Source organism: Pseudoalteromonas sp. CH_XMU1449-3 (genome assembly GCF_037027245.1).
In the GTDB taxonomy this organism is placed as follows: Bacteria; Pseudomonadota; Gammaproteobacteria; order Enterobacterales; family Alteromonadaceae; genus Pseudoalteromonas; species Pseudoalteromonas shioyasakiensis.
On record NZ_JAYMDY010000037.1, the window covers coordinates 1 to 13,036 of the forward strand.

Here is a 13,036-nt window from a genome sequence, read left to right on the forward strand (position 1 = left end):
GAAGAGGCACAAGGGCGCGAATACATCAAAGGGCCGAGGTAGCTCCTCATTATGAGCCCGCATATAAGTACGCAGTCTGACAAAATTAACGAAGGGTATTGTGCAATAGGAGGAGTCCATATAAGGTACTTTAGTGCCGAAGTCTCTAAGATAATTCACGGCTAAAGCCGTTCCCACGAGGTACTAGATGCGGGGTATTGTAGGCGTGAAATTTATTTCACACGAAAGCCTAGCACCTAGAGCCTACCCCCTAATTTTTTCAAACCCCAAACAAAAAAAATGCCACCTTTCGGTGGCATTACACACGGGATTATTTCTATTTACTAGAAATGCTTTTCAAAGTTCAAGGCAGTGCGCTTTACACCCGACCTCAAACTCATAATTACTTCCAACTTTTCATCTTGTGGCCTTTAACAGCATAGAAAAGTATGAATAAATAACAAGGCAACATCACAATATAAGCCATTTGTTGTGCTTCTGCGCTTTTTACGCCGCCACTTGCTAAGCCCCAAAATAATGGACCAAACGCTCCACCGGCTATACCCATAACGAGCAGACCAGAGCCTACACTAGTTAGCTTGCCTAAACCAGATAATGCTAACGGCCAAACTGCAGGCCATACAATGGCATTAGCAAAGCCTAGCACAGCAATGAGCAATAAGGTATCAGGTAGTACCGATTTTAGGCCAAATAATGTTGATATAAATACAGTTTCATTGCTACCTGTAACTATCGCTAGCGTTAACACGCAACCCAATACCGCTGAAATTGTCAGCGCTGTTTGCTGCGATAACACTCTTGGGATAAGTAAAATCCCTAAAAAGTAACCTAGCACCATACAACCCATGGTGTACGATGTCATAACACTGTATTTTTCAACACCTAACGACAGCGCAAAGCTACCAATGGTATCACCTGCGATAACTTCAACAGCTACATAAACAAAAAGTGCCACAATCCCTAAGGCAAGGCTCGGATGGCTTAGCGCTTCTTTTACCTGCCCCGGTTTTTGTTCATCAACGTCGTCATCAATTAGCTCTGGTAAAGGCATTTTAGTTACCGCAAAGCCGAGTATACCAATAAAAATAGCCATCCCTAAATACGGTAATATTAAGCCATTGGCCATTGCATCAATATCAGTTTGGCTAAGCTCTTTACCTACAAAGCCTTTAAAATCACTGAGTATCAGTGCGGTAAACACAATCGGCGCAACAACACCTGCACCTTTATTTAATATACCCATAATACTAACGCGAGCCGCGGCTGATTCTTCTGGGCCGATTCTTACTACGTATGGGTTAACCGCTGTTTGTAATAACGTTTGCCCGGCTCCCATAACAAGTTGAGCGAATAAAAACAGTGCAAAAATTTGCGTTTTTGCAGCAGGAATAAACAGTAAACCTGCCACCATCATGGTCGCCATACCCAGCGCCATACCGTTTTTATAACCTACCTTTCTGATGATCATCGCCGAAGGTAAAGCCGTAAAAGTCACGGCGATATAAAACGAGAAAATAATCAGCGATGCCTGAAACGGTGAAAGCTGCAAAATCTGCTGTAAAAATGGCATCAGTGAACCATTTAACCATGTAGCAAAACCCAGTATAAAAAACAGCGTGGCAACAATCGCCATAGGCACAACACTGCTTTGTTTATTCATTTCAGACATAATATTTCCCATAACAGCACAGTTCGACTCTACGGCGCTGCTGATTCAGATGATTATATAAAAGAGATATTAAATATTTATAACACTATCGCAACAAAAATGACAGCGCTGACATATTTCTTTTAGACACCGTAGGCGTGAAATTTATTTCGCGCGATGAATTTGGATTAGCCGTCAGCTTTCAGCTATCAGTTTTGAGCGAACGGTGTTGAATGTAAGACGCGCCAAGCAAAAATGACGCCTACACTTTGCTGTAGGCATCATATTTATTTATCGCAGAAACATTACTCACCAACAACGGTCACGCGACTGGTTTGTTTTGCGTTTAAGCGGGTGCGTAGTGCAACTTTTGCATTGTTATCAACCTTCACAGGCTCGGCATAAGTTTGCCAGCTTTGGCCGTTATCTAGGCTGTACTCAATGCTCAAATATGCAAATGCGCTATTGGCATACAATTTACCATCTTCAATCACACCGCCCGGTACTGGTAAATGCAGCTCGATGCCATCTTTAGCTAACTTATCAAGCTCTTTTAAGCCTACAGCACTTGAGAACTCAGCCCAGTCTTTTGCTTGTTTTTTAATATCGACATTTTCGCCTTCCCAATCGGCTTTGTGCCATGCGCGCTCTGCCACTGACAAAATACGCGGGAAGATCATTGCTAAGACTTGCTCTTCAGTACGGATTGTTTCTGACCATACCTGACCTTGCATACCTAGAATATTTTCAGGCTTTTCAAGTTTAGGTAGTGGGCGGCCCACCAACGCTTCTAAATTAACGATTGGCTCACGAGTACGGGTGTAATCGGCATTGGCATACACGTCATCAGGCATGTAATTAAAGGCTTTTTTCGTATCTGTGTAACGAGTGGCCCAGTAATAACCACGCTCTTCAGGGCTTGCTTCGTATGGGTGGTCAAAGTACAAATGCGTACCGTGTGATAACACCACTTGATAACCAGCATTTGCTAGGCGGTATGCTCTATCGGCAACGCCCCATTCCCAAATGTTATCCCAAGTATTAACGGTAAAAGTTTTGTTAGGGAACTCATCACGTTTAAACGAATTTTCGCGGTCATACATGATGCCATCTTCCCAAATACCCGGAGAAATACCGCGTTTTTCAAGTAAGGTTGCAACACGTTGTGTGAAATAAGGTTTTAAATCAGCGGGGCCAGCTACACCGTTATTAGGATCGGCAAATAACGCCTGACAGATTGGCGAGCCTATCCACGAACCAGCACCGACTTCATCACCACCAATATGCAGGTTCTTTAACTGCACACCTGCCTCGCGATACATCTGCTGAAGTTCATAAGTTACTTTATCTAAAAATGCGTAGGTTGAGTCCATACATACATTCATCGAGTTATCTTTGTAGTTTTGTACCGTCATGTACACAGAGGTATCTTTTGGATCAGTAAGCAAATATTGCGTTGCTGGCCCCATATCTATGTGTTGAATTTCTTTGTTTGCAGAGCGCGTTTTAATGTTGTTTTTAGCGGCTTTCTCAGCTTCTTCTAACATGTTGTGATAACGCGCTTCCATCGCTTTAATTGAGGCTCGCGCATGGCCAGGGCCTTCAACTTCAGGGATGATTTGAATGTGGCGGTCTTTAGCAAACTTTAATAGCTCAACAAACTCATCACGTTTCAAATAACCATTACCTGAGCCTGATTTAAATGGCCCTGTGCCAAGCTGAGTTAATAAGCACTCGCGTTCTTCTAAATCAAAGCAGCGATAGCCACCAACGTCGGTAAGCTCTGGTAGGCCTGGGATCTCAAGTCGCCAGCCTTCATCTTCTGAAAAGTGCCAGTGTAGCTTATTCATTTTATAGCGAGCCATTTGCTCAACCAGCTTGAACATTGCTTCTTTGCCATGATAGTTACGACCATTATCGTAATGCATACCACGCCAACCATAACGCGGTGAGTCTTCAAGTTCTAACTGCGGTAAGCTGGCACTGCCTTGGCTATTTGCAGGAATGAGGTTTAATAAGCTTTGCATCGCATAAAACACACCGGCATTATCGCTACCTACGATAGTGATCACTTCATCATCAATCTCTAGAGTGTAGCTTTCTGCTTTTGCATTATTGAGTTTAGGGTCGACTTTTAAGCGTATTACTTTGTCTTTGCCGACATTGATATGATCAGGCTGTGCTTTAAGGCTAATGCCATAGTCATCTTGTAAGTCTTGCATAAACACCATAACTTCGTGTTTCAGCTGACCTTGATAACTGATTTGCCAATTATTGTTTAACGTTGCGCTGCCACGGTTAAAATCGACTTTACGAGGCTTAGGGATAATACGCTTTAAAGCATCCTCTTTACTAACCGACACCTTATCAGTGCTATTACGCTCGAAACGTACTTTTGCCGTTGCTAAAACCGATAAATCTTTTGGCTCATTGTAACGGCGTAACTGATTTTCACGGGTAAATGGCGTCACAAACTGTTTAAAGTCTTCAGTGTCGGTGTTGGCAAATACGGCTGGTTTATTCTTACCCGAAACAAAAAATGCCCGTGGCATAAAGTCACTGTAAGCTACAATCCATACTTGCGCATCAAACGGCAACTCTAAGCTTTCACCTGCACCTAAACCTTTAAAAGAGCTCGTTGGTACGATGCGATGAAGGTCACCATTAACGTGTTCAATGTTTAGGCCCGCAACATGCTCGGTTGAGATTTTACGAACAGAGTGAATATAAAGCTGCCAGTCGCTCTCGCCTGCAGGTAACGCCACATTAGAGCCATTGTTGAGGGTAATTTTTCCTAAAAAGCCCGCATCTTTATTACGAAAGTTATCTTCTACCGAAAACAGCAGTTCGGTACCTTTCGCAAACTGATCAACTTGCGATTGAGTTAATGCTGCACTAGCCATTAAAGGCGCTGTCGCTAGCATTACCGCGAATAGTGACTTCTTAAAATCCATTACTTTCTCCTCGTTTAAGCCCTGAGTGTACGGTATTTCTGCGTACTATTTTTCATTTTTGTTAATAATTCGTTCCTATCATATAAAAACTAAAATGACAGCGCTATCATTTTATGAAAAATAAAGGCAAGGAGTTAGCTATCAGCTATCAGCTATCAGGCTGACGGCTGACGGCTGACGGCTGACGGCTGACGGCTGACGGCTGACGGCTGACGGCTGACGGCTGACGGCTGACGGCTGACGGCTCAAACCTTAACACAAAGATACTTCTCTTCTAGGTACTCATCTAACCCTTGGTGACCGCCTTCTCGGCCTAAGCCAGACTGCTTAACGCCGCCAAATGGCGCTACGGGATTTGAAATAAGACCTTCGTTAATACCTATCATGCCGTATTCGAGTGCTTCGCTTACGCGATAAACTTGCTTGATGTTTTCACTATAAAAATACGCAGCTAAACCGTAAGGCACGTCGTTCGCAAGCTGAATTACCTCTTGTTCATCATCAAAAGCGATGATGCTGACTACGGGGCCAAACACTTCATCATGATAGATATCCATCTCTGGAGTCACATCGGTTAAAATTAATGGCGCTTGAAAGCTACCTTCAAGCTCGCTGTTGTCACCGATTAACGATGCACCTTTATCAACCGCATCTTGCACAAGCGTTTGTACTTTCTCTTTTGCTTTAGGGTAAATTAATGGACCGATATCTACCCCGTCATCAAGACCATTACCTACCTTTAACTCAGCTACTTTGTCTGTGAGTTTTTCGAGCACCGTTTCAAGCACTGAGCGCTGAACAAAAATTCGGTTAGCGGCAACACAGGTTTGCCCTGCGTTTCTAAACTTAGCCCCCATTAGGCCAGCAACAGCCTCATCTAAATCGGCATTATCGAAAATAATGAACGGTGCATTGCCGCCAAGCTCCATTGACGTTTGTTTAATTGTTGAAGCGCACTGCGATAGTAACTGCTTACCTACACCGGTTGAGCCTGTGAATGTGAACTTACGCACACGCTCCGACTCGGTCATGATCTCACCCACCATTTTTGCGTTTTCAGAGACCACTACGTTCAGCGCACCTTTTACAAACCCTGCTTTATCAGCAAGGTAGGCTAAGGCAATAGCGCATAATGGCGTATGCTCCGAAGGTTTAATCACAAAACTACAACCCGCGGCATAAGCGGGTGCAACTTTACGGGTGATCATGGCAATCGGGAAATTCCAAGGGGTAATACCAGCCACCACACCAATTGGTTGCTTTATCGTTGTTAAACGATGCTTGCTGTCAGTGGCTGGAATAGTATCGCCATAACTGCGCTTTGCTTCTTCACTAAACCATTTAATAAAGCCTGCACCGTATTCCACTTCGCCCAAGGCTTCTTTTAAAGGCTTACCCTGCTCTTTAGTCATCAATTCAGCAAGCTGTTGCTTGTGCTCAATAACCAACTCATACCAGCGACGCAACGTTTCACTTCGCTCGGTTGCAGTTGTTTGCTTTAGTTTGCGAAATGCCTCGTCAGCACTTTTTATAGCCAGCTTAACCCCTACTTCATCAATATCAGAGACATGGGTGATCGCCTCTGCAGTTGCGGGGTTATCTACACTAAAACGCTGGCCCGTAGAATAAAAGTCACCGTCGATAAACGAATCAGAAAAAACCAAATCAGACATAGAACCTCCAAAATCAGCTATCAGCTATCAGCTATCAGCTATCAGCTATCAGCTATCAGCTATCAGCTATCAGCTATCAGCTATCAGCTATCAGCTATCAGCTATCAGCTATCAGCTATCAGCTATCAAAAACATAAAACCTGAGAGATCAATGTAAAGCTATTGCTGCTCAAAAACACAAATAACTGAAACACCCTCTCTATTTGCTAAAAACTGACGGCTGAAAGCTGACAGCTCTAAAAAACAAAAAACCGCTGTAGAGACCAAGCAACTACAGCGGTTTTTACGAAATCAAAGCCGTTAAAAATTAATGCTCTTCATTAACGATATTGAGATTATACTTTGGAATTTCAACCACTAAATCTTCATCTTTGATCACCGCTTGGCAACCAAGGCGTGACTCAGGCTCAAGACCCCATGCTTTATCTAGCATGTCGTCTTCAAGCTCATCGCTCTCATCTAAAGAGTCAAAGCCTTCACGGATGACTAAGTGGCATGTTGTACATGCACATGATTTTTCACATGCATGCGGAATGCTAATACCATTCTTTAGCGCAACATCTAATACCGTTTCACCTGCAGGAGCTTCAATAGCAGCGCCTTCTGGGCATAACTCTTCGTGTGGAAGAAAAATAATTTGTGGCATACCTTACCTCGTTAAACTTCGTCTACTGACTGCCCTTGCAGCGCTTTTTTGATTGATGCATCCATTCTGCGAGCAGCAAATTCGCTACTTGCATTGTCTACAGCTTCAATCGCTGCTTTAATTTCTGCAGGTGTTGTTGCACTTTCGCGCACGGCAACAAGTTTAGCAATTTCTGCTTTTAACGCACCTAATTCTTGTTCATCAAGTAATGCACTGTCGGTTGCCAGTGATGCTTCAAGCGCTTCAACAACACGTAACGCTTCAACTTGCTGCTCTTTAAGCATCCGCGCTTGCATATCGTCTTTTGCGTTAGTCATTGATTCTTTAAGCATGTTTGCAACTTGATCGTCCGATAAACCAAATGATGGTTTGACCTGAATTTCAGCTTGCACACCCGTTGATTTTTCCATTGCCGATACACTTAATAGGCCATCAGCATCAACTTTAAAGGTTACGCGAATATGCGCAGCACCAGCTGCCATGGCCGGAATACCTTTTAAGCTGAATTTAGCCAACGAACGACAATCGTCAACTAGCTCACGCTCACCTTGTAATACATGCAGTGACATAGCCGTTTGACCATCTTTGAAAGTAGTAAACTCTTGTGCACGTGCAACAGGGATCGTAGTGTTACGTGGAATGATTTTTTCAACCAAACCACCCATGGTTTCAAGACCTAGCGACAGTGGTAATACGTCTAATAGCAACATGTCTGAATCTGGCTTATTGCCAACCAATACATCTGCTTGCAGTGCTGCACCGAGTGCAACTACGCGATCTGGATCGATAGAAGTCAGTGGCTCTTTATCAAAAAATGCAGCAACTTGAGAGCGTACAATTGGCATACGAGTCGAGCCGCCAACCATTACAACTTGTAGTACTTCTTCATTCTCGATACCGGCATCTTTAACCGCACGGCGACAAGAGCGTAGTGTTTTCTTAACCAGGCTAAGAGCAAGCTCATCAAACGTTTCGCGGGTAACTTCAACTTTGTGGCTTTGACCATCAAACTCTAAACCAACATTTACAGTCTGGTATTGGCTTAGCGCTTCTTTACACGCTTTTGCTTTATTGATGAATAAACGCAATACCGATGCAGAAAGCTCGCTCACACCCGTTTGTTTTTTGAAGTAATCAACTAGTAGCGAGTCAAAATCGTCACCACCAAGGCTTGAGTCACCGCCAGTCGCAAGTACTTCGAATACGCCTTGGTGTAAACGTAATATAGAAATATCGAAGGTACCGCCACCTAAATCGTACACGGCGATAATGCCTTCTTGGCCTGAATCAAGGCCATAAGCTACAGCCGCAGCCGTTGGCTCGTTTAATAAACGTAAAACCTTGATACCTGCAAGCTCTGCGGCATCTTTAGTGCTTTGACGCTGAGCATCATCAAAATAAGCTGGCACAGTAATAACCGCGCCTAAGATGTCTTGGCCTGCAAAGCTGTCTTCTGCACGTAATTTTAATGCTTTTAAAATTTCACTCGATGCAGTAACAGGGCTAATTGCACCCGCAACCGTGCTGATTGCTAACGAGCCATCATGCTCACAAAATTCGTACGGCAGTTGACCATAGCTTTTTTCGATTTCAGCCTGAGTTTTACCTAAAAAACGCTTAACCGAGATCAGTGTGTTTGCAGGGTCTTGAGTAGCAGCTGCTGCCGCTCGTTCACCAACCACAATGCTATCTGCTTGATATTGAACAACCGAAGGTAGCATCGCATTGCCTGCTAAATCAGTCAGTGTACGCGCTTCGCCGCTTTGCACTGTTGCAACTAACGAGTTAGTTGTACCAAGGTCAATACCGACTGCTAATTTGTGCTCATGTGGTGCCGCGCTCTGCCCCGGCTCAGCAATTTGCAATAATGCCATAATGCTCTTTTTAAACTCTTAAATAGCTGTTGTATAACAACTAACGATTAATCATCAAATAAACTGTCTTCAATACGCTCTAGTTCATCGCGTAGCTTATAAACAAACTTCAATTTACGAATATTGTCAGCAGCAGCTTGCCATTGTTGCTCATCATTACTTGCCAGCTGAGCGGCTAATTCACTGCTGTATTGTTTATCGAGCTGTTTAATTTGCGCTTCAAACTGGGTAATTGCTGCATCAGGATCTGCGGCATTTTCAAGTTCTTCTAATTCTTCACGCAGCTCCATTTGCTGCATTAAGAATAGCGGGTCTTGTAATGTTTGTTGCTCGGCGCGAATATCAACACCAAGCTCGCTTAGCATGTACTCAGCACGTTTTACCGGGTGTTTTAAGGTTTGTAATGCATCATTGATTTCTGCTGCATTTTGCACAGCAAGTAATTTATCACGGCTGCTAGAGCTTGCGTGGCGATCTGGGTGAACTGCACGTTGCAGCTCAAGGTAGTGTTTATTAATAGTCGCTAAATCAATGTTGTAATCTACTGGAATTGCAAATAACTCAAAGTAACGCATTACATAATCCAACTCGGTAAACAGGAAAGAACAAAGCCCTACATAGGCAGGGCTTCAAGCAAAGAAAGTTTTATAAGCTTAAACGGTGAAGCTTTCGCCGCAACCACACTCATCGGCTTGGTTCGGGTTGTTAAACTTAAACCCTTCGTTCAAACCTTCTTTAGTGTAATCAAGCTCAGTACCATCAATGTAGACTAAGCTTTTAGCATCAACGATTACTTTCACACCACGGCTTTCAAAAATTTCGTCGCCGTCTGCTAACTCATCAACAAATTCAAGAACATAAGCAAGACCAGAACAGCCCGTCGTTTTAATGCCAACGCGTAGGCCAATGCCTTTGCCGCGATTTGCTAAAAATGATTCTACGCGGTTTGCTGCCGCATCTGTCAATGTCACTGCCATGAATTTATCTCTTACTTCGCTTGTTTGCTTTTGTAGTCAGCAATTGCTGCTTGAATCGCGTCTTCTGCTAAAATTGAGCAGTGAATTTTCACTGGCGGTAATTCAAGCTCAGCACTGATATCAGTGTTTTTGATTGTTGCAGCTTCATCTAATGTTTTGCCTTTAACCCACTCAGTTACAAGTGAAGAAGAAGCGATTGCGCTACCACAACCATATGTTTTGAATTTTGCGTCTTCAATTACACCTTCTGGTGATACTTTGATTTGCAATTTCATTACGTCACCACATGCTGGTGCACCCACCATACCTGTTGCAACTGACGGATCATTTTTGTCTAAAGCACCCACGTTACGTGGATTTTCAACATGATCGATTACTTTATCACTATAAGCCATAATACTATCCTCACTACCTGCTAGCGGCGGCGATCACTGATTAGTGATGCGCCCACTCAACTGAATCTAAATCAATACCTTCTTGATGCATTTCCCATAGAGGAGACATCTCACGTAAACGGCCGATCGAGTTTTTGATTAGTTCAACGGTGTAATCAATCTCTTCTTCAGTCGTAAAGCGGCCAATGCTGAAACGAATTGAGCTGTGTGCCAACTCGTCATTGCGGCCTAATGCACGTAGTACATAAGAAGGCTCTAAGCTTGCTGAGGTACAGGCTGAACCTGATGAAACAGCAATGTCTTTAACAGCCATTAATAACGACTCACCTTCAACAAAGTTGAAGCTGATATTTACAATACCTGGAACTGAGTGACTTGGTTCACCATTGAAGTAAACTTCGTCCATATCAGCCATGATGCCATCAATCAGACGCTTACGAAGTGCGCTGATGTGTGCATGGTCTTTTTCGAAATCTTCTTTAGCGATTCTAAATGCCGCACCCATACCAACTAATTGGTGAGTAGCTAGTGTGCCTGAACGCATACCACGCTCATGACCACCACCGTGCATTTGTGCTTCTAAACGTGCACGTGGCTTACGACGAACATAAAGTGCGCCTACACCTTTCGGGCCATATACTTTGTGGCCAGAGAACGACATGAAATCAACTTTTAACTGTTGCACGTCGATAAGTACTTTACCTGCGCTTTGTGCAGCATCTACGTGGAACATAATTTTGCGCTCACGGCACATTTCGCCGATTGTCGCGATATCTTGGATAACACCTAGCTCGTTATTTACGTGCATTACGCTCACAAGTACTGTGTCGTCACGCATTGCAGCTTCAAGCTTTTTAAGGTCAAGTAAACCGTTTTCTTCAACGTCCATATAGGTTACTTCGAAACCTTGACGCTCTAGTTCACGACACGTATCAAGCACTGCTTTGTGCTCTGTTTTAACCGTGATAACGTGCTTGCCTTTCTTCTTATAGAACTGCGCAGCACCTTTAATTGCTAGGTTGTTTGATTCTGTAGCACCTGAAGTGAAAACAATTTCACGCGGGTCGGCGTTGATCAGATCAGCAATATCTGTACGCGCTTGATCAACTGCTTCTTCTGCTTGCCAACCAAAACGGTGTGAGCGTGATGCAGGGTTACCAAAATTACCGTCCATAGTCAGGCATTGCATCATTTCTTTTGCCACACGTTCATCAACAGGCGTGGTTGCTGCGTAATCTAAATAAATCGGTAACTTCATTTCTCTCTCCGCTTTCGTCAAGCTACAGTTGACAGCTTACTTGAATGTTTTCCAGTTGCTTAATTGCATTGTTGATGCTGTTATCTTGGCGCGATGCGACTTCTTTCACATCTGACTTTTCCACCAATTCAGCAAGGGTAATACTATTTAAAAACTCTTCGATACGTGCGCTTAAGTCCGACCATAAGGTATGAGTCAAACAACGCATGCCGCTTTGGCAGCCACCCGTTGCATTGTGGCAACGTGTTGCATCAACAGACTCATCAACGGCGTTAATCACATCGCCGACAGAAATTTCGTTCGCTTCTCGACCTAGTAAATATCCGCCACCTGGGCCACGCACAGAGGTCACAAGGCCGTTTTTACGTAAACGGGCGAATAGTTGTTCAAGGTAAGATAACGAAATCTCTTGGCGTTCAGAAATATCGGCAAGAGGCACTGCACCCACATTTGTATGTAGTGCAACATCCAACATGGCGGTTACTGCGTATCTGCCTTTTGATGTTAACTTCATGGAGCCCCCGATGTTACTGCACGCTAAGGTGTGCAAATTTTAATTACCAGACCAAAATAGTCAAGTATTATCACTTGATAAAAATTGATACTTGCCATTGATAAAACCGAATACTTGACAAAAACAGTCAAGTACTGGGTACATTGTAATTACCTGAGTAATTTAGTCAAGTATTATACTTATAACCTGTGATTATTTAATAGACTTATTAATAGAGGTAAGAATACCGCGTAAGATGTTCATCTCAGCTTCTTCTGGACGTGCGCGGTTAAATAAGCGACGTAGTTTAGTCATCACCATGCCAGGGTGTTGCTTGATGATAAAACCTGTGTCGTTTAGCGTTTGCTCTAAATGCTCGTAGAACAGCTCAGTTTGCTTCGCATTTGGATAGGTTGCTTCGTCTTCTTCTTGTACTTTTGGCTGTTTATTTAAATAAGCCATACGTGTTTCATAACACAGTGTTTGCACCGCCATCGCTAGATTTAGTGAGCTGTATTCAGGGTTTGCAGGAATACAAACGTGGTAGTTACATTGTTGTAATTCTTCGTTCGTTAAACCACTATTTTCGCGACCAAACACGAGTGCAACAGGGCCCTGTTCAGCCTCAGCCACTAATTTTTCACCACATTCACGCGGCTCAACCATAGGCCAAGATAAAGTACGTGAGCGTGCGCTGGTACCAATTGTTAAGCCACAATCAGCAATCGCATCTGCCAATGTATCAACAACTACTGTTTTACCTAAAACATCAGTTGCACCGGCCGCAAGCGCACTCGCATGACTATCAATTTCACAAGCAGGATCAACTAGATATAAATTTGATAAGCCCATCGTTTTCATAGCACGTGCCGCTGAGCCAATATTACCAGAATGTGATGTGTTAACTAATACGATACGAATATCATCAAGTGTCATTGCGTTGTTACTTACTGAAAGTCAAAAATTGCGGGGATTATAACATAGCTATCAGCTATCAGCTATCAGCTATCAGCTATCAGCTATCAGCTATCAGCTATCAGCTATCAGCTATCAGCTATCAGCTATCAGCTATCAGCTATCAGCTATCAGCTATCAGCTATCAGCTATCAGCTATCAGC

Annotated in this window: 12 protein-coding genes; 1 reads left to right on the plus strand and 11 read right to left on the minus strand. The window is 43.4% G+C overall.

Features of this window, described 5'->3' with window-relative positions; all coding sequences use genetic code 11:
• Positions 1-382 precede the first annotated feature (382 nt).
• From nagP to trmJ, 11 genes are all read right to left on the minus strand, one after another.
• Entirely contained in the window at positions 383-1,669 is a 1,287-nt protein-coding gene (gene nagP / locus WA256_RS20705; protein WP_095209730.1) for an N-acetylglucosamine MFS transporter NagP, read from the minus strand.
• Positions 1,670-1,953: 284 nt separating this feature from the next.
• Positions 1,954-4,602 (minus strand): family 20 glycosylhydrolase, encoded by a 2,649-nt coding sequence (locus tag WA256_RS20710; RefSeq protein ID WP_335993241.1) that lies wholly within the window; start codon positions 4,600-4,602, stop codon positions 1,954-1,956.
• Between the two features lie 245 nt (positions 4,603-4,847).
• On the minus strand, positions 4,848-6,275 hold the full coding sequence (locus WA256_RS20715) for an NAD-dependent succinate-semialdehyde dehydrogenase (RefSeq protein WP_335993243.1): 1,428 nt from the start codon (positions 6,273-6,275) through the stop codon (positions 4,848-4,850).
• Between the two features lie 307 nt (positions 6,276-6,582).
• Entirely contained in the window at positions 6,583-6,921 is a 339-nt protein-coding gene (fdx, locus tag WA256_RS20720; protein ID WP_054563549.1) for an ISC system 2Fe-2S type ferredoxin, read from the minus strand.
• An 11-nt stretch (positions 6,922-6,932) separates the two neighbouring features.
• Positions 6,933-8,795, minus strand: a complete 1,863-nt coding sequence (hscA, locus tag WA256_RS20725; RefSeq protein ID WP_063529989.1) for a Fe-S protein assembly chaperone HscA — start codon at positions 8,793-8,795, stop codon at positions 6,933-6,935.
• Between the two features lie 47 nt (positions 8,796-8,842).
• Positions 8,843-9,370, minus strand: a complete 528-nt coding sequence (gene hscB, locus WA256_RS20730) for a co-chaperone HscB (RefSeq protein ID WP_335993246.1) — start codon at positions 9,368-9,370, stop codon at positions 8,843-8,845.
• A 78-nt stretch (positions 9,371-9,448) separates the two neighbouring features.
• Entirely contained in the window at positions 9,449-9,772 is a 324-nt protein-coding gene (iscA, locus tag WA256_RS20735) for an iron-sulfur cluster assembly protein IscA (protein WP_054552502.1), read from the minus strand.
• An 11-nt stretch (positions 9,773-9,783) separates the two neighbouring features.
• Positions 9,784-10,167 (minus strand): Fe-S cluster assembly scaffold IscU, encoded by a 384-nt coding sequence (gene iscU, locus WA256_RS20740; protein WP_054552501.1) that lies wholly within the window; start codon positions 10,165-10,167, stop codon positions 9,784-9,786.
• Positions 10,168-10,207: 40 nt separating this feature from the next.
• On the minus strand, positions 10,208-11,425 hold the full coding sequence (locus tag WA256_RS20745) for an IscS subfamily cysteine desulfurase (protein WP_054552500.1): 1,218 nt from the start codon (positions 11,423-11,425) through the stop codon (positions 10,208-10,210).
• Between the two features lie 22 nt (positions 11,426-11,447).
• Entirely contained in the window at positions 11,448-11,939 is a 492-nt protein-coding gene (iscR, locus tag WA256_RS20750; protein WP_054552499.1) for a Fe-S cluster assembly transcriptional regulator IscR, read from the minus strand.
• Between the two features lie 192 nt (positions 11,940-12,131).
• A complete protein-coding gene (trmJ, locus tag WA256_RS20755; RefSeq protein ID WP_062566066.1) occupies positions 12,132-12,854 on the minus strand; it encodes a tRNA (cytosine(32)/uridine(32)-2'-O)-methyltransferase TrmJ in 723 nt (240 codons plus the stop codon).
• Between trmJ and WA256_RS20760 the strand changes: the two genes are divergently transcribed.
• Positions 12,848-13,036 (plus strand): hypothetical protein (locus WA256_RS20760; RefSeq protein WP_335993250.1); only part of this gene is annotated, 189 nt, incomplete at its 3' end. The two genes, trmJ and WA256_RS20760, sit on opposite strands and share 7 nt — an antisense overlap.